This is a genomic window from Rhizobium sp. NZLR11 (assembly GCF_019685115.1).
Taxonomy (GTDB): Bacteria; Pseudomonadota; Alphaproteobacteria; order Rhizobiales; family Rhizobiaceae; genus Rhizobium.
On record NZ_JABDWD010000028.1, the window covers coordinates 1 to 22,389 of the forward strand.

Below are 22,389 nucleotides of genomic sequence, written 5' to 3' on the forward strand. Positions count from 1 at the left end.
GGCAAACCGAAAATGGTCATCCGCATCGCGCTCGCCCGAAAACTCCTGGTCATTCTCAATGCAAAAGCACGAGATGCGCGAAGAGAATTCGAACATGCAACTTGACAGCCCAGATAGTCGCTCATCCTTGCTGAGGTGCCCGCAGGGCCTCGAAGGACGAGGTCGGCCACCGGCCACGCGCGCGCACTCGGCCTGCAAGCCGGCATCATCGTCGCACTGCGACGACCGAACTGGCGCGATACCTGGACAATTGCACCCGGTTGGATTGATTGCCTCCGAACAGGTAGACGTACTGTCGGCGCTGGTCGATGTGATCGAACAGGCTGACATGGAAGCGTCGGCCGCTTCGGATCACCACCACGTCTCCCCGCCTGGCTGAGCGGAAGAAGACCGGCCTGCCGAAATTTTTCCAGGATATCGCCATATTAGGATTGGGCGGCGGCTGCCGGAAAGATCGCTTGGCGACAAAGGCCAGGAACGCCCCGCACCACGAAACCCTGCGGGGATTGATGCTGAGGAAGGAAATGGAGCGTTCGTGCATGCTCTTGTACTTGGATGCCGTGCCCAGCATGTCCGCCTCACAGGGCACGGCAAGCACCGTGAGGACGATGACGAGAATAACTTTCATAGTTACCCACCATTGTTTGTATAATGTTGAAATTCAGAAATGTGGCAAAGAATAAATCAGGAGCGGCAACGTAGGTGCCAATTATGGCGTGATTTAGAAACAACTAATACTGGCATTTTGGCGGCAAGAATTTGTCCGAAACGAGACCAAAAATCACCCAGTGCAAGCCATCGATCTCGGATGGACACGACCATCGCAAACCCGGCAGAACGCATATTTTGCAGGCAAGTTGGCTAGACATCCGCTATCCGAACGAGGTTCATTCAGAGGCGACGCACCGCACCCCGCAAGTGCTTGAGCGCCAAGATCATTCGCCAGGGAGTTGACGATAGTGTGCGATTTTGGTTGTCACCTATACGAGCTACATTCAAGATAACTATGAATAATACTTTAGATGCGCCAAGTAATACAGTGCACATGGCTCCAATCACCCAGCAAAAGCCGGTAATCACCCCTGCCGGCTACGGACATGAATGCCCCAGGACAACCGACAGCCGCCGCGCGTGTTAACCGTATGGTTGCACCGGTTTGGGCGTCCTGACTGCTCACAAAAAAATCGCACGCCACATCAATTTACTTGCCGTTCTGCAATGCGGCATATGTTTGTGTTCAAGGCCAGGTGGCATGAGCGGGGAACCATGACGTCGACACATGCAGACAGAACGGGTGAAGGTACCGGCCGAAAGGGCTTCGTCGGGTTGGTCGTCGGCGCGATCGGCGTCGTATATGGCGATATCGGCACCAGCCCGCTCTATGCCCTTCGTGAGGCGCTGAGGCCCTTTGCCGCCGATGGCGTCCACGAGGCCGAGGTCGTCGGCCTCATTTCGCTGATGGTCTGGACGCTGACGATCATTGTGACCTTCAAATATGTGCTCTTCCTTCTCAGAGCGGACAATGATGGCGAAGGCGGCACGCTTTCGCTTCTCGCCCTGCTGATGAAGAAGATGGGGCGAAACGTGCCTGTGCTCTTTTTCGCCGGGCTGATTGGAGCGGCTCTGTTCATCGGCGATGCGATGATCACGCCTGCTCTGTCGGTCATGTCGGCGCTCGAAGGCCTGAAGCTCGTCACACCGGCCTTTGCCGAATACGTGCCGCTTGCCTCGGCTGCGATCATGATCGTTCTGTTTGGCGTCCAGTCGCGGGGAACGGCTGCCGTCTCGATGTTTTTCGGGCCGATTACGGTGTTGTGGTTTCTGGCCATGGCGGCGGGCGGTCTGATCCATATCGGTGACGACTGGACAATCCTGGAGGCGCTCAATCCGATCAATGCATTCCTGTTCCTCACCCATGCCGGCACCGTCGGCCTCATCGTGCTCGGTGCCGTCTTTCTGACCGTCACCGGCTGCGAAGCGCTCTATGCCGATCTCGGGCATTTCGGCCGCCGCCCGATCCAGACGGCATGGTTCGTGCTCGTATTTCCGGCATTGCTCCTCAACTATCTTGGCCAAGGCGCGCTGGTTCTCGCCCATCCCGAAACGGCGGCCAATCCGTTCTTTCTAATGTATCCCGATTGGGCCTTGCTGCCGGTGGTTCTGCTTGCGACGATGGCGACGATCATCGCCAGCCAGGCTGTCATCACCGGCGCATTTTCACTGGCCCGCTCGGCGGTTCACCTCGGCTTCCTGCCGCGGTTGCGGATCAAGTTCACATCGGAGACCAACACCGGCCAGATCTACGTGCCGAGCGTCAATCTTCTCCTGCTGATCGGCGTCTTGATGCTGATCTTTTCCTTCCGCGACTCCGAGTCGCTGGCGACGGCCTACGGCATCTCGGTGACCGGAACCATGGTCATCTCGACCATGCTGGTCTTCCAGTTCCTCCGGGCCGTCTGGGGCTACTCCCTCGTGCTCGCCGCCGTCGTGCTGCTGCCGCTCTTCCTCATCGAAGTCCTGTTCCTGGCAGCCAACCTCTTGAAAATCTACGATGGCGGCTGGGTTCCGGTCGCCCTTGCGCTGGCGATCATGATCCTGATGTGGACGTGGACCCGAGGGCAGGCCTATCTGAAGCGGCTGCGTGCCAACAACGAGATCCCGCTCGATTCCTTCATAAGGTCGATCGAACGAAAGTCGGACCATTCGCCGGTCACCGTTCCGGGAACGGCGATTTTCCTGACCAGCGTTCCGGATCGGACGCCGAATGTTCTGCTCCACAATCTCAAGCACAACCACGTGCTCCACCAACAGAACGTCATCCTGAGCGTCTGGACCGAAGACGAACCTTATGTTCCGGACAGCCGCCGCATTAAGATCAGCCAGCTCTCGCCGCGCTTTGTGCGGCTTGATCTCACCTTCGGCTTCATGGACGACCCCGATGTCACCCGAGCGCTCGCCCTCTGCCGGGAGGGAGGGTTCAAGTTCGAGATCATGAAGACCTCCTTCTATCTCGGCCGCCGGAACCTCGTCAGGACGCCGAACACCGGACTGCCCGGCTGGCAGGAGCGCATATTCATGGCGCTGGAAGGCTTGGCGATCGATCCCTCCGACTATTTCAACCTGCCCTCGAACCGTGTCGTCGAGCTCGGTGAACAGGTTGCCATCTAGAGCGTGGCAGCGAAGAGAGCTCCGACAGTTGGCCCGCTTCGCGAGCTCCACGCGTGAGACACTGAACGTCAGGCCTTGGCCGAGATCGCGCTCAGCTCCTCGAGATCGAGATCGCGTTCCAGCTCGTCCAGCGTCTCGTCATCGATGTCGCCGGCGCGGTGGAGACGAATGAGTTCCCGTCGCCCTGTCGCAACCGCTTCGAGAACGACGTCAAAATGAGCATGGAGCAGCGGCACGTAATGCTCGGTTCTCTCGGCGTAGTCGACGATGGCTGTCGCCCTGCGCTGATAGCGCTCCAGCAATTGAGGGTGGATGAGCTTTCCCTCTGCGTCATATGCCAGGTTTTGGACGATCCCGAGCTGCACCTGTGCCATGGCGGCTTCGGCCTGGCTCATTGTCAGGCGCGCTCTTTCCGTCTCCGGCGCCAGCCGCGCCCAAGCAATCACCCGCCCCAATGTCGTGCCCTGCACCAGCACGGTTCCGAGAATGACGGCGAAGGACGTGGCGAGGATGAAGTCACGGCCCGGGAAATCCTCGGGCAGGCTCAGCGCCAAAGCGAGCGTGACCACCCCGCGCACGCCTGCCCAGCTCAGAACGGTCGCCCCGCCTGCTCCGAGCGGCCGGGCACGCGTGAACCCGAGCGCTGCACACGACCTGATGACGAGATCGGAGGCGAAGACCCAGGCGAAACGCGCGACCACGAGTGTCACGAGGATCGCCAGCATCGGCAGTCCCATCGTCGCGATCACAGTGTTAAAGCCGCCGCCGCGTTCGACGACATCCCGGAGCGACAGCCCGATCAGTGTGAAGACCGCCGCCTCCATAAGGAAGATCATCACCGTCCAGAACGAGGTGCCTCGCATGCGCGTCGCCGCTGAAAATACAGTGTGCTGGTGCCAGGAAGCGATCAGGCCCGTGGTAACGGTGGCGATGACGCCGGAAACATGCAGCAGTTCGCCAAACAGATAGGAAATCCAGCCGAGCAACACGGTGGCGGCGATGATAAGATAGTCGTCGCCGAGATGCCGGATAAGTTTGACCCACGCCGCTCCGATCACGATGCCGACCATGGCGCCGCCGAGCGCCAGCACGAAGAAGTTACCAACCGCCTCCCCCGCGCTGAAGGCTCCCGTTGCGGCGGCGGCAACGGCAAAACGGAAGAGAACCAAGCCGCTCGCATCGTTGAGCAGGCTCTCGCCTTCCAGCAGAATCTGAAGGCGCCTTGGCAATCTTACGCGCTCCAGCACGGCGCGCGCTGAAACCGCGTCCGGCGGCGCAACGATCGCGCCCAATGCCGCGCAGGCGGCCCAGGGAAGTGATGGAAAGATAAGATGGACGACAACAGCCACGACGGCGCAGGTGAAGAGTACCGCGCCGACGGCAAGCGAGGCGATCCCGATCATATGGCGCCGCAGCCGCGACAACGCAATTGACCAGGCGCCATCCATCAGCAGCGGCGGCAGGAAGATGACCAGCACCAGCTCGGGATCGACTGATATCGCCGGCAGCCCCGGCACAAAGGCCAGCAAAGCGCCCCCGGTCAGCAGCGCGACGGACGGCGGCAGTCCGAGCCTGTGGGCAGCATAGTGCAGCGCGATGATCGCCAGAAACATCGCGATAACAAGCTCGAATAAGTGGGTTGGTTCCATGTGCCCTGCCCTGGCTCAGCAACGAATGTCGGATGCCTGCTCCAAAGAGTTACAGCGACGTTGCGCATCTGAAAAGACGCGCCGCGCTGTAAAGGTTGCAAGATCGGAAATGGCTGTTTTGGTCCAGATGCGGCCGAAGATAATTTCCGCCTCTGCCATCAGCGGCCGACCAAGGAGGATATCTGGCAAGCCTATAAGACGCAGCGGGAGCTCGTTGATGGCAAGATTGGAGACTTCGGCCCAGGTTGCCATCAATCATTGTCTGGATTTAATTGGAACTTCCTGCGCATCCTCCTTACACGCTGCGTCTTCAAGAAAGGAAGACATATGAAAAGGCGAACCCTCGTGCTTGGAGGTGCGACTATTGTCGCTTCAACCGTGGCTGCGGCAGCCATCTGGCCACGGCGGCATATCACCGTTGCCGCCAGGACATTCGACTGGAAGGGAACGGATTTCCTGAGCGGCGGCACAAAGTCGGTCGCATTGGAAAAGTTGCCTGCGCCGCTCTTCCGCAGCCGTCCGAATTGCATCGTGACCACCGCCCAGACCCTTGGCCCCTGCCACGTCAACAATATTCCGGCCCGTCAGGACGTCTCGGAAGGAAAGGCGGGGCTGCCGTTGCGGCTGGCCGTGCGCATCGTCCATGCCGCCGATTGCCGCCCGGTCGAAAATGCCGATATCGAGATCTGGCATACCGATCATCGCGGCGTCTATTCCGGCCGCGAGGCGGCCGACATGTGTACGCTCGGCGACGCCGAGGCGGTCGGCGGGCTCGCCTTTCGCGGGCGCCAACTGACGGATGCTGAGGGGCAGGCAAGCTTCCTGACGGCCTATCCCGGATGGTACAAGGGCCGCACGCCGCATGTTCACTGCCGCATCCTGGTCGAAGGCAAGGAGCTTCTCGTCAGCCAAATCTATTTCGACGATACGCTGAGCGACATCATTTATGGCGAACATCCGGACTATCTTGGACGCCCTCCCCGCGATACCCGCACTGAAGCCGACGGCCTTATCCCAGAGGATGCCGCCGATCACATGTTCGATTTCGAGAAGCTCGACGGCGGCGTGCTTTCCGCCACCATCACGATCGGCCTCTCCTCCTGAGCGGACAACCCAGGGAGAAAGCCGCCAATCGCCAGCGGTTGACCAAGTGCCTTTCCAATTCTGGCGCGCAATGCCGGGCTCAGCGGAAGACACGCGGCGCTAATCTAATTCCGCATCCGGCATGAAACCAGATGCAGCATTCCTTCGTACTAACTCTCGACAGCAGAATACAGGCAGCGAGGGTCGATGGCATGGTCAGGAATGAAGGTGTAGCACACATCACCCGGCAGGTCGCCGAACAGGGGCTGGCCAGGCTGATGATGAGGCTGCCCGCGACGAGGGCAACGATCCGAGCGGCCGCGGCGAGCCAGCCCCATCTTTACGAACTGTGCGGAGCCTATGGCGAGGCCTGCGCCGTCCTCGATCGCATGCGCAAGGATATGTCGGCCGATCCGGCGATCATTACCGAATACGAGATCATCTGCGCGGAAATCGAAATCGACGTCACCGGGATCCTGCTCGGCGACTGATGAGTTTGCCGCCGGCATCCCCCGTCACGTCAGCACGCCATCCACATGGATGGAAATGCTCAGCGTATCCGTGTCGAAATGATGCGCGACCCCATCGGAGATCTTATAGAGGAAAGTCTCGCTCACGTTTCCGCTAAGCCCGGCAAGCTTCGTCGTGTCGAGCGTGTAGCTATAGTCGCCGTGATCGTCGACATGGATGCTGCCGTATTGGCCGGTCAGCGTCAGGCCATCCTTGCCGACGACCTCGCCCCCGAAGCGGCGAAGCAGCAGGGTCCCATTGGCCGAGCTGTCGTTTTCAAGGAGATTGCCATGATGGGCGCCATCCGTGTCGGCTGAGATTTTCAGGCTGTCATGGGTTGCGACAATCGCCGGGGCCGCGTCCACGTGCGTCGTATCTGCCGCAGTGAGACTATCGTGAGCGAAAAGCGTCGCCTGGGCCTCGTCGAGCGTCGTGTTGTTGCTGACCGGAAAGGTGTTCGCCGCGATGATTGCCGGCGATATGCTGTAGGGCGTAACGTCGCTTGCGATGACATTATCGTGGAAGGCGCCGGATGCAGGTCTGTCGACCTTCAGCGCTGCCTGCGACAGGTCGTCGAAGACGTTGTTATGGATATCGATATCTTCACGAATATAACTGGTGGTGCCGGCAGCGCTGACCGCCACGCCCCATACGCCGTCATGGATATAATTGCCCGAGATATCATAATCCCGCGTATCGCCCTGGTCGCCGAGACCGATGGCGTAGGACCAGCTGTAACCGCCATATCCTGAAATGTCGTTGTCATGGATGGCAATATTCGTGCCCGCCTGAGCGCTCACCCCGAAGCCGCCGCCAACCAGCGTGTTATCCTCGATTAGGGCATTCACAGGCCTGATGAGCGCCAGCAGGCCCTTTGTGCTGATGGCACCCGTCTGGTCGAGAACATTGCCGCTGATCAGGATGTTGCTGCTGTCGTTCATCTGCACGGCGTCTGCCGCAGTTCCATGGGCGTTGGTGACGGTATTGTTGATGAGGGTGACGCCGTTGATCTTCTCGATCCAGATGCCGTCGCCGTTCACGTCGTTGATCGTGCTGTTTTCGATGGTGATGTTCGAGCCGGTTCGGAAGGTGACGGAACCGGCCTTGCCTGCCAAGCCGGTGTGATCGACCTCGACATTGCGCACCGTCCAGTTCGAAACACTGCCGCCATAGATGGCTGCACCGCCGGTATCCGAAATCTTGATGTTCTCGATGACGATATTGGAGGCATAGAGGCTGTGAATGCCGTCGCCGGGACTGTGGATGACGGGCGCATCGCCGACCCCGTAGCTGCCGATGGTGATCGGGGCGCTGACGGTGCCGGAATATTTGAGGTCGAGCTGGTCGTTGTACACGCTACCGGCAGCGAGCAGCACACTGTCGCCGGGCTGTAGCTTCAGATTTTCCACCGCCCAGAAGGACGCAAAAGGCGTGTCCTCGCTCGTTCCGCTGTTGCTATTGGCCCCTGTTGCCGAGTTCACATAATAGACTGTCATATCGCCTTGTTCTCGCATTGTCGCGCAGCCCTCTGGATGAGCGGCGACGAGTGGATCGGATGCGGTCGGGGCGAAAGGCTGGAGGGCCTTCTATGCCATACGGCGATAGACAGGCCTTTGGCCTGCCTTGCTCCCGAGAAGCCTGGCGGTGGCTGCATCCTCAATAATACAACTTAAACGTAAACAATATATAAAATAACGACCGAAAGGTGAATGAACGGTAACCTACCTTTTATTGACGGTCAGGCGAGGTACCCAGCAGACCAGTTCTCTTCGGTGGTCGCCCTCGTCCTCGGAGCCCAGGCCCCATCAGGATGAGGCCGAAGAGAAGGTGTGGCTTACCAATCGGTGCACCATTTAGAAGGCACACCGGTCAGCCCTCATGCTTGAGGCACGTAGCCAGCGGGGCGAAGCTTCGAAGGACGAGGGCGGGGTGGCTGAGCGCCCCTAACTCCATCTGAAATATTCGATAGCACTGGGGGTGGCCGCCCTCGCCCTGCGAGGCCCCTTCGGGGCACGTCAGGGTGAGGGCGGCGAGAGGCCGTCCCCTACCCTCAGCTCAGCAAGCCATCCGTATGGATGAAGACAGTCAGCGTATCCGCGTCGCTATGATGCGAGGTTCCATCGTCGACACCATAACTGAAGGACTCGCTCACATGTCCGCTATGGTCGGGGAGCTTCGTGTCATCGAGCGTGTAGGCATAGTTGCCCTCTCTGTCCACGTGGATGGAACCATAGTCCCCGGTCAGAGTCAGTCCGTGCTTGCCCACGCTTTCGTCTCCGAAGCGGCGAAGCACCAGGGTGCCGTTGTCCGAACTGTCGTTTTCGAGAAGATTGCCATGATGGGCGGCGCCCGTATCGGTCAGGATCTTCAGGTTATCATGAACAGCGGCAATCGCCGGATCCGCGGCCGCGTCCGTCACTGCGGCAGCCTTGGTATTCGTGCTTGCAAGCGCCGTCTCGACATTTGCGACCGTATGGTTGTTACTGACGGAAAAGGTGTGCGCGTCAACGACGGCGGGCGACAGGCTGGTGGCATTGACCCCGCTCTCGATGGTATTGTTGTAGAACGTGCCCGATGCCGGCCGGTCTACTTTCAGCGCTGACTGCGTGAGGTCGTCGAAGACATTGTCGTGGACCTTGATATTCGTGAGGGTATAGCTGGTGCCGATGGCGCCGCTGACGGCCACTCCCCAGGCGCCGTCGTGAATATGGTTGCCCGATATGTCGTAATCTCGCGCACTACCCTGATCGCCGAGACCAACGGCGAAAGACCAGCTGTAACCGTGAAATCCGGATATGTCGTTGTCGCGGATGGCGACATTCTTGCCCGCGGGCGCACTGATGCCGAAGCCACCCCCGGTGAGCGTATTATTCTCGACCACCGCATCCGTGGCCCGCACCAGCGCGATCACCCCCTTCGGGCTGCTGGCATCAGTCTGGTCGAGATGATTGCCCTTGATCAGAATATTGCTGCTGTCGTTGACCTGCACGGCATCGGCCGTCGAGCCATTGGCGCTGGTGACGGTATTGTTGAGAAGTTTGACGCCGCTGACCTTTTCGATCCAGAAGCCGTCGCCTTTGACATCCGATATCTTGCTGTCTTCGATCGTGACGTTCTTGCTGTTCCTGAAGGTGACGGCACCGGCGTTTTCCGACATTCCCGACTTGGCGATCTCGACATTGCGGACCGTCCAGTTCGTGACATCGCCGCCATAAATGGCCGCACCGCCCGTGTTCGATATCTTAAGGTTCTCGATGACAATGTTCGACGCATAAAGACTGTGGATACCGTCACCGCCGCTATGGATGACAGGTGCGTCCCCCGTCCCGTAACTGCCGATCTTGATCGGCGCGCTCGCGCTGCCGGAATTTTTGATATCGAACTGCTCATTGAACACGCTGCCCTTGGCGAGAAGCACGCTGTCGCCGGCTTTCAGCGTCAAAGATTCCACTTTGGATAAAGTCGCAAAAGCTGATTTCTCGCTCGTTCCGCTGTTCTGATTGGAGCCGATTGCTGAATTCACATAATAGGTTGTCATATCGCCGTGTTGCCTTGTTGGTCGGATCGCTATGAGCCGCGAGAATCGAATCGGTATCGGTCGATCCGACGCAGCGGGGGCAACCGGCCACGGCAAGAAGGCGACAAGATGTTGTCAATGCGGCAGCGAGAAGGTTCGCGGGCCTTCTTCCACAGGCAAACACCCCAGTCGACTAAGATATTGGAAAGATGCAACTTATCCGAAAAATATCCGGCGCGGTAATTGCATGAACCGACGGCGTCGCACGGTTCTGTGATGACTGGGCCGCAAAGCGCGCCGACCGAGGGCGGGTGACAATCACGGCGCCTCCTACCCCCTCGCCCGCAACGCCGAACTCAGCGGCAGCCGGGCAGCCGCCAGCGCCGGCAAGGCGCCGCCGAGGATGCCGATCGCAAGCCCCAGCACGCCGGCAGTCAGGATCACATCAAACGTCACATCGAGTTGGAACGCCATTTTGGTGTTGTTGGCGCCCATTGTGCTCGCCTGCCAGCCGTTAAAGGCAAGGCGGGAGGCGAGGATGCCGAAACCCGCGCCAGCCACGGAAAGTAGCCCCGCCTCGAACCAGGTGGCGGCGAAGGCCGGCAGGCTGGAAAACCCGAGCAGGCGCAGCGTGGCGATCTCGACGCCGCGGTCGGAGACCGAGTTCATCATCGTGTTCAAAGCGCCCGCCGTCGCGCCGATCGCCATCAGCAGCGCGATTGGCCAGCCAAACAAGCGGATCAGCCTCTCGGTCCGCTCGGCCTGCGCGGCATAGAGATCGGCCTCCGGGATGGCGGTGAGCGGCGTGCCCGGTATATCAGATAGGCGCTGGCGCAGCGTCGCCAACGCTGTTGCGGAGTCGACGCCGGCAAGCTTCACGCGCAGGCTCTGCACCTGCCCCTGTCGGTCGAAGGCCGATTGCACCGCGTCCAGATCCGCCCAGATTTCGGATTCGAAGGCGCTGCCGCCGGCGGTGAATTGGCCGGCGACGGTCCAGTCGACCGCGCCGAACCGTACCGTCTGGCCGACGCCAAAGCCGGGGAAAGCCTCTGCGATGCCGGCGCCGACGACGATCTCGCGCGCGCCTGATACAAACAGCCGCCCTTGCGAAAGCCGGGCGCGGCCCCGGAGATCGATCCCGGCCCGGTCCATGCCCCGCAGCGACAGCGTCTGCTCGGCACCGTCGCTCCCCTTTACATCGATCGGCACGATGGTCTCGCGCGACAGCGCCAGCCCGCCGGCGCCATCGCGCGCAATCCCGGTATCGCCGCTCATGGCAGTCAGGCTGCGGATCGCATCGGCCGGCACGTCCGAGCCGGTCTCCTGATTGGTGCCGCCGCCGAGGATGATGGCGATATCGGGCGAGCCGGCGCCGGCAAGAGCGGCCTCGAAGCCGCGCGCCATCGCCAGAAAGCCTGACAAAACAGCGACCACGAGGGCGACCGACAGCACCATCGACAGCGAAATCCACAGCCGCCGCGGCAGGCTTCCGAGGTTGACTCTGATCATGAGAAAGGTCTGCTTGAGCGCTGATGACATTGGATTATCTCGTTCTGAAGGCGTTGACGATTGGCAGGCGCATGGCGTTCAGGGCCGGCAACAGCCCGGTCAGCAAGCCAAGCCCCACAATGATCGCGGCGGACTTGAGCAGTACCTCAAAGCTGAAGACGAGGCCGAATTCCGGCCCGATGGAGAAAGTTGCGAGCTTGGCGAGGAGGAGCCCACCGGCGCCACCGACGGCGAAGATGAACAGCGTCTCGCCGAGAATGAGCGCCATGATCGCCCCGCGAGAAAAGCCGAGCACCTTCATCACGCCGATCTCGAAGCGGCGCTCCCTGATGGCGAAGAGCATGGTGTTGACCGATATCATCAGGATCGTCACGAAGGCGGCGCCGACGACGAGGCTGACGATCAGCCCGACATCGGCAAACTGCCGCAGAAAGGCCTCGAGGAACTGCTTTTCCGATTGCGTCCGGGTCTGCGCCGCCGAATTGGTAAAGAGCGCATCGATGCGCGCCGCCAGCGGGCCTGAGGCGACACCTTCGCGCGGGCGCACCACGAAGGCGTCGACCGTATCCTTGTCGCGCGCGCGGGCGGCATTGACCATGTCGTAGCGGGCGAGCATGAAATAGGTGTCGGTTCCGGCATCGGAACCCTCGAAGATGCCTGATATGGTGAAGCTCCAGTTCCGGCTGCCGTCGGCCTTCATGATCTGGCTGGTGACGCCGATGCGCTGGCCGACCGACCAGCCCTGCGCCTCAGCCAATGCCCTGCCGACGAGCACCCGGTCGCGACCCTCTTCCAGCGCCGCGATCAGCTCTGGCGTCAACCCGAGTTCGGCGCCATTGGCGGCGGCAATCGCCTGCGGATCGACCGCGCTGACGGCCACGACATTCTTCTCGACCTCGACGAAGCCTCGCATGCGCGCCGTATAGGCGACGGCCGCGACATCACCCTCCGCGGCGATTCGGTTGAGATAAGCAAAAGGCAGCGGCAGCCCCCGGCCTGATTTGTTGAAGACGCCGAGCAGATTGTCGCTGGCGCCGGCCGCGCTCTGGCTGCCGGTGACGAAACTCGCCGTCAGCCCGTAGATCAGGAAGGCGATGCCGACCGAAAACATCAGCAAAACGGCGCGTAGCCGTTTGCGCCAGGCATTGCGCCGCATGAGCTCGACGAAGGTCATCGGCTTTCCCCCTCGACGAATTCGCCCTTGTTGAGATGCAGCGTGCGCCGGGCAAAGGCGGCGGCCTCGGGATCATGCGTGACCATGATGATGGTCTTCTGAAGCTCGCGATTGAGGAAGCCCAGCATCTCCAGGATATCATTGGCCGATTTCCGGTCGAGATCGCCGGTCGGCTCGTCGCAGAGAATGAGATCGGGATCGGAGACGATGGCGCGCGCAATGCCGACGCGCTGCTGCTGCCCGCCCGACATGCTCGACGGAAATTGCCGCTGCCGCCCGGTAAGCCCGACAAGATCCATGACCGTATCGACGCGCGCGCGCCGCTCCTTGCGCCCCAGCGGCTTAAGCAGCAGCGGCAGCTCGATATTCTCCGCCGCATTCAGCATCGGCAGCAGATTGTAGAATTGGAAGACGATGCCCATGCTGTGCGCCCGCCAGGCGGCTCTCGCCGCCTCGCCCATCTGCTCGAGATGGCTGCGCCCGATCCGGATCTCACCGGCGTCAGCGCTGTCGATGCCGCCAAGCATATTCAGCAACGTCGATTTCCCCGAACCCGACGGCCCCATCACCGCGACGAAATCGCCGCGCGGAATGGAAAGGTCGAGCCCCGAGAAGACCGGTATGGTCTCCGCCCCGATCCGGAACGCCTTCCTGACGCCGGCAAGCGTAATATAGGGATCTTGAATGTCGGTCATACTCTGCTCCTTGGTGGTTCGTTGATCCGTGGCCGGGAACCGGTGGCCGCCCTCGTCCTTCGAGGCCCCCCTGTGGGGCACCTCAGGATGAGGTCGGAGAGACGTCGCGGTTTGCGGCGCCGGAAGCCAAACCGCACGGCACACGATCAGCCCGCCGCCACGCGGCACACTTTCCAGCCACACGGCACAACAACCAGCCCTCATTCTGAGGTGCGCAGGCCAAAGGCCGGAGCCTCGAAGGACGAGGGCGGATGATGGGCACCAGCGGCCGACGCACCCACACCCGCGGCATCACCCACCACCAGCCGGATGCGCGCAGCCATGGCGGGCCGCATGCCTGGCGGCGGAGACGCCAGCGACAGGCGCAGCGTCACCGTCCCCTTCTCCCGCGAAATGACAGGCGCGATCTTCGACACCTCGACCGCAAAGGGCTGGCCGGGAAAGCCGTCGAGCACTGCCTCGCCTGACAAGCCCGGCCGCATCAGCGCGATATTGACTTCGGCCACATCGGCATCGATGACCAGGCTCGCCGTATCGGTAATGACGAGCAGGCTTTCATCCTCCCGCACGCTGTCCTCGCGTGACAGCACCGTGTCGCCGACATGCGCGTCGAGCCGAGTGACGGTGCCGGAGATCGGCGCACACACGGTCAACGCCTCCACCTGCTCATGCGCCTTGTCGATCTCGAGCTGCGCCTTTTTGACATCCTGCCTTGCCTGCAGGGCAGCGTTCTCGGCCCTGTCGACAGCCGTCCCCGCCTCCTCCAGCGCCTGCGCCGACATGGCATCGCGCCCGGCAAGCCGCTCGGCGCGTGCAAGCGACGACTGCGCCTGCACAAGTTCGATATTCCTGGCATCAAGTGCCAAAGCCGCCGCCCGGCCGGTAATCTCCACGCCCCGAAGCGCAAACTGGGCGCCTGCATCGTCAAGCCGCACCAGCACCTGCCCCGCGACGACGCTATCGCCCGCCTCCACCCCGACCGCGACAATCCGGCCCTCATATTTGGAAAAGACGGTGGTGATAACGAGTGCGGTGACATAACCGGAGCCGGTGATTTCCCGGGTCGAAGCAGTCGTGCCCTTCGCTCCATCCTCGATCGGAGTCCGTACCCCCTCAACGGCGGCACCGCGCCTGGCTGGCGCCTCCACCCCATCGGTGGATATCCCAAGGTCGCTGCCCGAAAACCCCGCAAGCGCGGTCTCGATGCGCTGCAGCGCCTCGGATCCATTGAAAAGAACCGTCGCCAGCGATGCCGCCGCCGCGATGACGAGCATTGCGCCGGGGGTCGCGCGCCGCCGGGCATGAGACTTCGGCGGCTCTGTCTCGAAGGCCGCGGGCTCGATCGAAAGCGATCTGAGCTTGGCGGCAAGGTCTCGGTCATGTTCGGATGTGGTGTTCATGCCGGCAAACATCGCCGACCCGGCAGAAATCGCGACCTGGAACACGATCCAGGGAGTCCTCGATCGCGATTGTGTACGTGGGAGTGGCCGGCCTCGTCCTTCGCGGCCCCTGCGGGGCGCCTCAGGATGAGGGCGGAGAGAGGTCGCGGTCGGCTCACCGGCAGCCGCCATCGCTTCCCTAGAGGCGGCCTGGAACTCGTCGGCTCAGGCTGAACATCCTCTCACCCCTTCCGCTGCCGCCATGCCAGCGGCGTCATATCAGTCACCCGGCGGAATTCGCGGTTGAAATTGGATTTGGTCTGGAAGCCGACCTCGAACATTACCTCGGTCACCGGTTTCTCGGTGGCGGCGAGCAGCCGGCAGGCCTCGCCGATCCTGTAGTCGTTGACATATTGCGAGACGTTCTTGTCCATTGCCCGGTTGATCGCCGCCGAAATCTGCCGCGCCGGGATGCCGGCCTTGCGGGCCAGCCGGTCGAGATTGAGATTGGCGTCGCGATAGAGTTTCCTTGCCTCCATCAGCGCATCGACCGCAGCGATCGTCTCCTTATCCTCGCTCGTCTCCGGCCGCAGGGCTGTCTCCACCGTCTCGGCAGGCGCCCGGCTTCGGCTGGCGACGGCGGCCGCGATACCGAGGATGACGAGGACGGCGAGATTTCCTATACTGATCAGCGTCAGCGCGCGCTCGCTGTGTGCCGAGGTAAGGTCGAGGAAGACGAAGGTATCGACCGCGGCCGAGAGACACAGGGCGGCGGCCGTAAAGATGATCGCCCGATAGGCCGGCACCGCCCCTTCGAAGGGCGCCAGCCGCAGCGCATCTGCGCCAGGGCGCATCAGAAGCAGGATGACCAGGGCATAACCGACGAAAACAAGCACCAGCGCGATATCGATCGCATCCCGCCAGAAAGCCGTCAGAAGCAGGATAACGACGGCGGGCACGGCATGCAGCGCAATCCGCACCGGCAGCGGCCGCCGGCTCGTCCGGACCAGCCGGGAAACCCCGGCATAGGCGAGCGGCGGCACTATCGCCGCGATCACCGGCGCGACCATCCCCACCGTCTGCACCCCATAGCCCCAGCGCAAGCCGGAGAGCACGGATTGCAGCGCGGCGAGCAGGATAAGCGCCAGAAACGGCCGGTTCGGCGCAGCCTCCTCGTCCTGCCTGAGGACGGTAACGAAGAGGACAAGCAGCAGAAGGGCAACGGCGAAGGGAAGCGGAATAAACAGCATGGCCTGATAGGATCGTGGCGAATAGATGGTCATCATTGCCGAGATCCTCGCCCGAAGCGACCTCCATCACGTTTTAGGTAGGGATTTTTGGCTCCGCCTCTCCGCGCTCATCCTGTGCTCGTCAGCAATCCGGCCGCGGCCACGGCCGCCTCCTTGCTCCGTTCGGCAAAGGTGACGGCGGTGATCGTCAGCAGTGTATCGGTCACACCATCCCTTATGCGATGGTGTTGACGAGGCCGCCTTCGGCCCGGAGCGCCGCGCCATTGGTAGCAGACGAACGGGGGCTCGCGAGATAAGCGACCAGGCTTGCCACTTCCTCGGCCTCCACCATGCGCTGCAGGATCGAGGCGGAGCGTGCGGTTGCGAAGAATTCGGCCTCGATCTGCTTGATGGGCGCGGAAGGATCGCTCGCCTGGCCGCGCAGGAAGGCTTCGATGCCGTCGGATCGGGTCGGCCCGGGCAGCACCGAATTGACGGTGACGTTGGTGCCGCGCGTCAACTGTGCCAATCCACGTGAAATCGAAAGCTGCGCTGTCTTGGTGGTGGCGTAATGGATCATATCCTGCGGGATGGCGAGCGCGGATTCGCTCGAGATGAAGATGATCCGGCCCCAGTTCCGCTCCAGCATGCCGGGCAAATAGATGCGTGACAGGCGCACGCCGCTCATCACATTGACTTCGAAGAGATGGCTCCAGTCGGCATCGCTGATGTCGTTGAATGCTTTGCTTTCATAGATGCCGAGATTGTTGACCAGGACATCGATGGAGGGTGCCGCCTTGGCGATCTCGGCAACCCCCTCACCGGTACCGGCATCGGCCAAAATCCCGCTGACGCCCTTGGCGCCCGATGCCGTGATATCGGCGATGGCAGTGTCGAGCTTGCTCCGGTCGCGGCCGGTGATGATAACACGTGCGCCTTCGGCGGCCAGCGCGCGGGCGATTTCCAGCCCGATGCCGGCGGTGCCGCCGGTGACGAGTGCAGTCCTGTCAGTCAGTTTCAAGTCCATCATGAGGTCTCCAAATTGCGTTCTGGACCAATTTATGATCTGAGAAGACAAAGAACTATTGCCTGAAATGGACATGCACCTGTGAACGAGGTTCCTCAATGATGCGCGTTCTGATGGAGCGTTCAGGCGAGATGGAAGTCTTTGCCCGCGTGGTCCAGGAGGGCGGCTTTTCGGCCGCAGCCCGCAGCCTCGAAATCACTCCGTCCGCCGTCAGCAAACTGATCGCCCGCCTGGAAGCACGGCTCGGAACGCGCCTGTTGCTGCGCACCACGCGCGCCCTGACGTTGACGGAGGAAGGCGAAGCCTATCATCGCGCCGCACTCAGAATCCTGCAGGATCTGAACGACGCCGATCAGGAAGCGGCGGGCGGCGCTGTTCGCGGCCGGCTGCGCGTCAGCGTCACCGTGCCCCTCGGAACTATGTTCGTCGCACCCGCCATGCCTGATTTCGTCGCCCGCAACCCCGATCTCATCGTCGAGCTGAGCCTCACCGACGGCATCGTCGATCTGGTCGCTGAGAAGACCGACGTTGCCATTCGCATGGGAAACCTTCCGGATAGCGGCCTGATCGCCCGCAAGCTCGGCCAGTCCCGGCGCGTCGTCTGCGCCTCGCCATCCTACCTTGCGCTGAAGACGCGGCCGCAGATCCCGGCCGATCTCGAACATCACGACTGCCTGACCTTCAGCTTCCGCCGCGCCCGGCCGTCATGGCCCTTCCGCTGCGACGGCAAGGATATCGAACAGCCGGTGTCGGGAAGCCTTGTGGTCAACAACGGCGAGACGATGAAGCAGATGGCGCTTGCCGGCGCTGGCATCGCCCGTCTCGGCCGGTTCCACGTTGCGGCCGAAATTGCCGAGGGAAGCCTTGTCGCCTTGCTGGAGGATTGCAACCCGGGAGACTTGGAACTGATTCACGCCGTCCACGTTGCCGGTGGCCCCATCCCCCATCGCGTTCGCGCCTTCATCGACCACATCGTCGGGACGCTGAAGGCCTCGCCGCTGCTGCATGCGGATTGATTGCTCGATGAGCGACAGGGTGACGCCGGGATGGGGCCGTTCAATCGCCCGAGCATCGCCTCTCCATGCGTGCGCCGACGAAGATGTCTGACCTCCCGGAGGTCACACCTACGACAGGGCCGACGCCAGGATCAGAGGCGATGCAGGAACTCAAGCACGCGGGTGGTGAGGAGCGCAGTCGCATCCGCGTCATAGGATGGCAGCGAACTGTCGGCGAAATAGTGCTGATCGCCGGGATAGAGGAAAAGCTCTGCGTCCTCGACCTTCGCCACGATCTCGCGGGCGGCGTCGACGTCACCCTCGCCGACAAAGATCGGATCGTTGTCCATACCATGGATCTGCACCGCAACGCCGTCCGGCCAAGGTCCAAAAGCCCATTCGCCGCTGATCGGCAGGCAGGAGTAAAAAAGCAGGGCCCCGCGGGCGCCCCGCCGTGTTTGTGCCAGCTTCTGCGCCGGCAGCACCCCGAAGGAGAACCCGGCATAGACCAGTTCGGGAGGCAGTTGGTCGGCGACCCGGACGCCGCGCTCCCTGATGGCGTCGAAGCCGATCTCGCCAATATGGGCAAGCCCCTCCTCGATGCTGTGGAATATGCGTCCGTCGAACAGATCAGGCGTGTGCACGATGTGGCCGGCTGCCCTGATCTCGTCGGCGAAGGCGCGCACTCCGGGGGTCAGCCCTTGTGCGTGGTGGAACAGCAAAATCTCGGCCATAATTGCTTCCGGTTGAAATAGTCTATTCGATAAAAATTCGGAACCGATGACCGATATCTACGGCCCAGCCCCAAAGAAGGCGAGCCGGGTGAAAATCGTATAGTCCGCCTCCGATACCATCAGCGCGACGAAAACCAGCACCAGCACCGGCGGCAGCAGAATGGCGTAGACCAGCGCCAGCCGTTCCCAGGCCATGTGCATGAAGATGGCGACGATCAGCCCGGCCTTCAGCATCATGAACACAAGGATCAGCGTCCACCTGAGATAGCTCTGGATGCCGAGATAATCGACCATGTAGGAACAGGCGCTGAGCACGAAGAGCAGGCCCCAGACGAAGAGATAGAGCCGGATCGGGTGCTGCTGTCCCGGGGCTTGTGAATGCGGTGTTTGTGCATGCGCCGTTTGGGTGTGTGCATGCGCCGTTGTCTCGTTCATGACGACCTCACCACAGATAAAAAAACGCGAAGATGAAGACCCAGACCAGGTCGACGAAGTGCCAGTAGAGGCCCATGATCTCGACGGCCTCGTAGCGCCCTCTCCGGCTGGTGAAGAAGCCGCGGCGCTCCTCGTCGAAATCGCCCCGCCAGACCTTGCGGGCGACGATGAGGAGGAAGATGACGCCGATCGTGACGTGGGTGCCGTGAAAGCCGGTGATCATGAAGAATGTCGATCCGAACTGTGCTGCCCCCCACGGGTTCTCCCAGGGGCGCACGCCTTCGGTGATCAGCTTGGTCCATTCGAAGGCCTGCATGCCGACAAAACATGCTCCGAGAAGTGCGGTCAGCAGCATCAGCATCGCCGTCTTATGGCGGTCGCGGCGATAGCCGAAATTGACCGCCATCGCCATGGTGCCGCTGCTTGAGATCAGCACGAAGGTCATGATTGCGATCAGAATCAGCGGAACATCCTCGCCCCCGATATGGAGCGCGAAAACCTCGCTCGGATTGGGCCATGCGACCGGCGTCGACATACGGGCGGTCATATAGGCGATCAGAAAACAGCCGAAGACGAAGGTGTCGCTGAGGAGAAAGATCCACATCATCGCCTTACCCCAGGACGCCGTCTTGAAGGCGCGCTGATCCGAGCTGAAATCGGCGGCGATACCGCGCAGACCGACCGGCCTGAGGTCCGGCTCGCCGTGCGTCTCGATAGTCTGTGCCATCTGCAACCTCCTAGTTCGGCCCCTGGTTCAGCCCCTATTTCAGCCCCTATTTCAGCCCCTATTTCAGCAATGTGCGGCAGAGATCGACGAAATCATTCGCCCACCCGGCAAAGAGGGCAAAGAGCAACAGCCAGACGGCGAGCATGAAATGCGAATAGATGGCGGAAAGATCGACGCTGAGGCGTAGCCTGTCCGGCGCGACGTCGGTTGAGAATGCCCTGACGGTCGTGTGCGAGAGCACGGCAAGCCCACCGAGGATATGCAGTCCGTGCAGGCCGGTCAGCATGTAGAAGAAGCTGTTGGCGGGATTGTCGGCAAGCACGTAGCCGGCTGCAGTCAGTTCCCGCCAAGCCTGGATTTGTCCGACGAGGAAGAAGACCGCAAGCGCAAGTCCCGTCACAAGCGCTGGCCGCAGGGCTTCCATGCGGCCGTGCCGCGCTTCTCGTTTGGCCCATTGCAGCGCGGCACTGCTCAAGGCAAGTGCTGCCGTGTTCACCCAGAGCAGGCGCGGAACCGGCATCCCCCACCAGTCCGCCGACGCCATGCGCATGAAATAGGCGCTGACAGCAAGGCTGAAGAGCGCGCCGACGACGCCGAGAAACACGAACAGGCCGATTTTCACCGCCGGCACGGGTGGCCGATCGGCGCTATGATGATCCGGCAGTTGCATGGATCCGGCTTCCAGCCAGGGCTTCGAGGTCAGCCGCTGCCCGGAAAGCCACCAGAAGATGATGGCGCCGACTGCGGCAAGGAAGAGCAGGATGACGTTCATGCCGGCACCTCCCGGGTGATGCCATCGCTTGCCGGCACATTCTGCGGGATGAAATCCTCGGCCGCCCCTGGCACGCTGTAATCATAGGCCCAGCGGTAGACGACAGGCAGGTCCTTGCCCCAGTTGCCGTGCGCCGGCGGCGTCTGCGGCGTCTGCCATTCGAGCGTCGTTGCCCGCCATGGATTGCCGCCGGCCTCGCTGCCCCGGAAAAGGCTCCAGACCAGATTGAACAGGAAGACCATCTGCCCGGCCCCGACGATCAGCGCCATGACCGTGATGAAGATGTTCAGCGTATGGGCCGAAGGTGGAACGAAGGCCGTCTCCCCGAGCTCGTAGTAGCGACGCGGCACGCCGAGCAGGCCGAGATAATGCATCGGAAAGAAGATCGCATAGGTGCCGAGGAAGGTGATCCAGAAGTGGATCTGGCCGAGCGCCTCGTTCAGCATGCGTCCCGTCACCTTCGGATACCAGTGATAGATCGCCCCGAAGATGACGAGGATCGGCGCCACACCCATGACCATGTGGAAATGCGCGACGACGAACATCGTATCCGACAGCGGCACGTCGACGACGACATTGCCGAGGAACAGACCGGTCAGGCCGCCATTGACGAAGGTAACGATGAAGGCGAGCGCAAAGAGCATCGGCAGCGTCAGATGGATGTCGCCGCGCCACAGCGTCAGCACCCAGTTGTAGACCTTGATCGCCGTCGGGACAGCGATAATCAGCGTCGTGGTGGCGAAGAAGAAGCCGAAGGCCGGGTTCATGCCGCTGACATACATATGGTGCGCCCAGACGACGAAGCTGAGCGCGCCGATGATGACGATCGCCCAGACCATCATGCGATAGCCGAAGATGTTCTTGCGCGCATGCGTGCTGATCAGGTCCGAGACGATGCCGAAGGCAGGTAGCGCGACGATATAGACTTCGGGGTGCCCGAAGAACCAGAACAGGTGCTGGAACAGGATCGGGCTGCCGCCGCTATGCTGCAGTTGCGTGCCCATTTCGACGATGGCGGGCATGAAGAAGCTGGTGCCGAGCACGCGGTCGAACAGCATCATGACGCAGGCGACGAAGAGCGCGGGAAAGGCCAAGAGCGCCATCACGGTGGCGGTGAAGATGCCCCAGACGGTGAGCGGCATCCGCATCAGCGTCATCCCCCGCGCCCGCCCCTGCAGCACGGTCACCACATAATTCAGGCCGCCCATGGTGAAGCCGATGATGAAGACGATCAGCGAGGAGAGCATCAGCAGGATGCCCCAGTCCTTGCCGCCGGGCGTGCCGGAGAGAACGGATTGCGGCGGATAAAGCGTCCATCCAGCCCCGGTCGGACCGCCGGGGGCGAAAAAGCCCGCAACCAGGATCAGCACCGCGAGCAGATAGATCCAATAGCTCAGCATGTTCGCGTAGGGGAATACCATGTCGCGCGCGCCGACCATCAGCGGAATGAGGTAGTTGCCGAAGCCGCCGAGAAACAGCGCGGTCAGCAGATAGATCACCATGATCATGCCGTGCATCGTGATGAACTGGTAATAGTGATCGGCGTCGATGAAGGCGAAATGGCCGGGGAAAGCAAGCTGCAGCCGCATCAGCCAGGAGAGTACCAACGCCACCAGGCCGATCGAGATGGCGGTGATCGAATATTGCACGGCGATGATCTTGGCATCCTGGCTGAACACATATTTCGTCCACCAGCTTCTCGGATGGTAAAGCTCGACATCCTCGACTTCGGCGGATGGAATGCTGCCGGATGGAATCTCGACCATGATCTCTCTTCCCTTTCCCC

General features: G+C 61.6%; 20 protein-coding genes and 1 pseudogene. 5 read left to right on the top strand and 16 right to left on the bottom strand.

All coding sequences use genetic code 11. The features are described 5' to 3' along the window. Window positions 1-105 (top strand): annotated as a pseudogene (locus tag HJB83_RS30435) (IS110 family transposase); the annotation flags it as partial. 100 nt (window positions 106-205) lie between these two features. Here the strand turns inward: HJB83_RS30435 and HJB83_RS30440 are convergent. Further along, a complete protein-coding gene (locus tag HJB83_RS30440; RefSeq protein WP_207580916.1) occupies window positions 206-628 on the bottom strand; it encodes a TIGR02594 family protein in 423 nt (140 codons plus the stop codon). 638 nt (window positions 629-1,266) lie between these two features. On the opposite strand from HJB83_RS30440, the gene HJB83_RS30445 reads away from it, so the two are divergent. Beyond that, entirely contained in the window at window positions 1,267-3,168 is a 1,902-nt protein-coding gene (locus HJB83_RS30445) for a potassium transporter Kup (protein WP_221116770.1), read from the top strand. Between the two features lie 68 nt (window positions 3,169-3,236). On the opposite strand, the gene HJB83_RS30450 is transcribed toward HJB83_RS30445, so the two are convergent. Together HJB83_RS30450 and HJB83_RS30455 are read right to left on the bottom strand one after the other, a co-directional pair. Then, entirely contained in the window at window positions 3,237-4,817 is a 1,581-nt protein-coding gene (locus HJB83_RS30450) for a Na+/H+ antiporter (RefSeq protein ID WP_221133133.1), read from the bottom strand. Window positions 4,818-4,832: 15 nt separating this feature from the next. Beyond that, window positions 4,833-5,069: a hypothetical protein gene (locus HJB83_RS30455; RefSeq protein ID WP_207580918.1), complete on the bottom strand. Its 237-nt coding sequence runs from the start codon at window positions 5,067-5,069 to the stop codon at window positions 4,833-4,835. Between the two features lie 75 nt (window positions 5,070-5,144). Here HJB83_RS30455 and HJB83_RS30460 point away from each other — a divergent pair, with 75 nt between their 5' ends. Next, complete coding sequence (locus HJB83_RS30460; RefSeq protein WP_207580919.1) at window positions 5,145-5,921, top strand: protocatechuate 3,4-dioxygenase; 777 nt, start codon at window positions 5,145-5,147, stop codon at window positions 5,919-5,921. A 191-nt stretch (window positions 5,922-6,112) separates the two neighbouring features. Continuing rightward, the gene (locus tag HJB83_RS30465) at window positions 6,113-6,391 is read left to right on the top strand and encodes a nodulation protein (protein ID WP_207584333.1); all 279 of its coding nucleotides are present in this window, start codon (window positions 6,113-6,115) and stop codon (window positions 6,389-6,391) included. A 24-nt stretch (window positions 6,392-6,415) separates the two neighbouring features. Here HJB83_RS30465 and HJB83_RS30470 read toward each other — a convergent pair whose 3' ends face one another. The 8 genes from HJB83_RS30470 to HJB83_RS30505 form a co-directional block, all read right to left on the bottom strand. After that, window positions 6,416-7,906: a right-handed parallel beta-helix repeat-containing protein gene (locus HJB83_RS30470; RefSeq protein WP_221133134.1), complete on the bottom strand. Its 1,491-nt coding sequence runs from the start codon at window positions 7,904-7,906 to the stop codon at window positions 6,416-6,418. A 554-nt stretch (window positions 7,907-8,460) separates the two neighbouring features. Continuing rightward, a complete protein-coding gene (locus HJB83_RS30475) occupies window positions 8,461-9,948 on the bottom strand; it encodes a right-handed parallel beta-helix repeat-containing protein (RefSeq protein ID WP_207580921.1) in 1,488 nt (495 codons plus the stop codon). 309 nt (window positions 9,949-10,257) lie between these two features. After that, entirely contained in the window at window positions 10,258-11,466 is a 1,209-nt protein-coding gene (locus HJB83_RS30480; protein WP_221116767.1) for an ABC transporter permease, read from the bottom strand. 4 nt (window positions 11,467-11,470) lie between these two features. Further along, window positions 11,471-12,610 carry an FtsX-like permease family protein gene (locus tag HJB83_RS30485; RefSeq protein WP_221116766.1) on the bottom strand — a complete coding sequence of 380 codons (1,140 nt, stop codon included), beginning with the start codon at window positions 12,608-12,610 and terminating at the stop codon, window positions 11,471-11,473. Next, on the bottom strand, window positions 12,607-13,305 hold the full coding sequence (locus tag HJB83_RS30490; RefSeq protein ID WP_221133135.1) for an ABC transporter ATP-binding protein: 699 nt from the start codon (window positions 13,303-13,305) through the stop codon (window positions 12,607-12,609). Before HJB83_RS30490 ends, HJB83_RS30485 begins: the two co-directional genes overlap by 4 nt. Window positions 13,306-13,505: 200 nt before the next feature. Further along, window positions 13,506-14,750, bottom strand: coding sequence for an efflux RND transporter periplasmic adaptor subunit (locus tag HJB83_RS30495; RefSeq protein ID WP_221133136.1), 1,245 nt, complete (start codon window positions 14,748-14,750; stop codon window positions 13,506-13,508). Between the two features lie 176 nt (window positions 14,751-14,926). After that, the gene (locus HJB83_RS30500) at window positions 14,927-15,970 is read right to left on the bottom strand and encodes an AraC family transcriptional regulator (protein ID WP_221116765.1); all 1,044 of its coding nucleotides are present in this window, start codon (window positions 15,968-15,970) and stop codon (window positions 14,927-14,929) included. A 178-nt stretch (window positions 15,971-16,148) separates the two neighbouring features. Next, the gene (locus HJB83_RS30505; RefSeq protein ID WP_221133149.1) at window positions 16,149-16,940 is read right to left on the bottom strand and encodes an SDR family NAD(P)-dependent oxidoreductase; all 792 of its coding nucleotides are present in this window, start codon (window positions 16,938-16,940) and stop codon (window positions 16,149-16,151) included. Between the two features lie 98 nt (window positions 16,941-17,038). Here HJB83_RS30505 and HJB83_RS30510 point away from each other — a divergent pair, with 98 nt between their 5' ends. Further along, window positions 17,039-17,956, top strand: a complete 918-nt coding sequence (locus HJB83_RS30510) for a LysR family transcriptional regulator (RefSeq protein ID WP_207580927.1) — start codon at window positions 17,039-17,041, stop codon at window positions 17,954-17,956. A gap of 131 nt (window positions 17,957-18,087) precedes the next feature. Here HJB83_RS30510 and HJB83_RS30515 read toward each other — a convergent pair whose 3' ends face one another. Genes HJB83_RS30515 through ctaD form a run of 5 tightly spaced genes read right to left on the bottom strand, consistent with a single transcriptional unit; the run spans window position 18,088 to window position 22,369 of the window. Beyond that, the gene (locus HJB83_RS30515; RefSeq protein ID WP_311043802.1) at window positions 18,088-18,717 is read right to left on the bottom strand and encodes a dienelactone hydrolase family protein; all 630 of its coding nucleotides are present in this window, start codon (window positions 18,715-18,717) and stop codon (window positions 18,088-18,090) included. A 9-nt stretch (window positions 18,718-18,726) separates the two neighbouring features. Then, window positions 18,727-19,104 carry a cytochrome C oxidase subunit IV family protein gene (locus HJB83_RS30520; RefSeq protein WP_207580929.1) on the bottom strand — a complete coding sequence of 126 codons (378 nt, stop codon included), beginning with the start codon at window positions 19,102-19,104 and terminating at the stop codon, window positions 18,727-18,729. A gap of 7 nt (window positions 19,105-19,111) precedes the next feature. After that, a complete protein-coding gene (locus HJB83_RS30525) occupies window positions 19,112-19,831 on the bottom strand; it encodes a heme-copper oxidase subunit III family protein (RefSeq protein ID WP_207580930.1) in 720 nt (239 codons plus the stop codon). A gap of 58 nt (window positions 19,832-19,889) precedes the next feature. After that, entirely contained in the window at window positions 19,890-20,603 is a 714-nt protein-coding gene (locus HJB83_RS30530; protein ID WP_207580931.1) for a cytochrome c oxidase subunit 3, read from the bottom strand. Beyond that, window positions 20,600-22,369: a cytochrome c oxidase subunit I gene (gene ctaD / locus HJB83_RS30535; RefSeq protein ID WP_221133137.1), complete on the bottom strand. Its 1,770-nt coding sequence runs from the start codon at window positions 22,367-22,369 to the stop codon at window positions 20,600-20,602. Before ctaD ends, HJB83_RS30530 begins: the two co-directional genes overlap by 4 nt. Window positions 22,370-22,389: the final 20 nt, after the last annotated feature.

Coding starts and splice junctions, on each gene's coding strand:
- HJB83_RS30440 (WP_207580916.1), bottom strand. CDS start 628: ATGAAAGTTATTCTCGTCATCGTCCTCACGGTGCTTGCCGTGCCCTGT.
- HJB83_RS30445 (WP_221116770.1), top strand. CDS start 1,267: ATGACGTCGACACATGCAGACAGAACGGGTGAAGGTACCGGCCGAAAG.
- HJB83_RS30450 (WP_221133133.1), bottom strand. CDS start 4,817: ATGGAACCAACCCACTTATTCGAGCTTGTTATCGCGATGTTTCTGGCG.
- HJB83_RS30455 (WP_207580918.1), bottom strand. CDS start 5,069: ATGGCAACCTGGGCCGAAGTCTCCAATCTTGCCATCAACGAGCTCCCG.
- HJB83_RS30460 (WP_207580919.1), top strand. CDS start 5,145: ATGAAAAGGCGAACCCTCGTGCTTGGAGGTGCGACTATTGTCGCTTCA.
- HJB83_RS30465 (WP_207584333.1), top strand. CDS start 6,113: ATGGTCAGGAATGAAGGTGTAGCACACATCACCCGGCAGGTCGCCGAA.
- HJB83_RS30470 (WP_221133134.1), bottom strand. CDS start 7,906: ATGACAGTCTATTATGTGAACTCGGCAACAGGGGCCAATAGCAACAGC.
- HJB83_RS30475 (WP_207580921.1), bottom strand. CDS start 9,948: ATGACAACCTATTATGTGAATTCAGCAATCGGCTCCAATCAGAACAGC.
- HJB83_RS30480 (WP_221116767.1), bottom strand. CDS start 11,466: ATGTCATCAGCGCTCAAGCAGACCTTTCTCATGATCAGAGTCAACCTC.
- HJB83_RS30485 (WP_221116766.1), bottom strand. CDS start 12,610: ATGACCTTCGTCGAGCTCATGCGGCGCAATGCCTGGCGCAAACGGCTA.
- HJB83_RS30490 (WP_221133135.1), bottom strand. CDS start 13,305: ATGACCGACATTCAAGATCCCTATATTACGCTTGCCGGCGTCAGGAAG.
- HJB83_RS30500 (WP_221116765.1), bottom strand. CDS start 15,970: ATGATGACCATCTATTCGCCACGATCCTATCAGGCCATGCTGTTTATT.
- HJB83_RS30505 (WP_221133149.1), bottom strand. CDS start 16,940: ATGGACTTGAAACTGACTGACAGGACTGCACTCGTCACCGGCGGCACC.
- HJB83_RS30510 (WP_207580927.1), top strand. CDS start 17,039: ATGATGCGCGTTCTGATGGAGCGTTCAGGCGAGATGGAAGTCTTTGCC.
- HJB83_RS30520 (WP_207580929.1), bottom strand. CDS start 19,104: ATGAACGAGACAACGGCGCATGCACACACCCAAACGGCGCATGCACAA.
- HJB83_RS30525 (WP_207580930.1), bottom strand. CDS start 19,831: ATGGCACAGACTATCGAGACGCACGGCGAGCCGGACCTCAGGCCGGTC.
- HJB83_RS30530 (WP_207580931.1), bottom strand. CDS start 20,603: ATGAACGTCATCCTGCTCTTCCTTGCCGCAGTCGGCGCCATCATCTTC.
- ctaD (WP_221133137.1), bottom strand. CDS start 22,369: ATGGTCGAGATTCCATCCGGCAGCATTCCATCCGCCGAAGTCGAGGAT.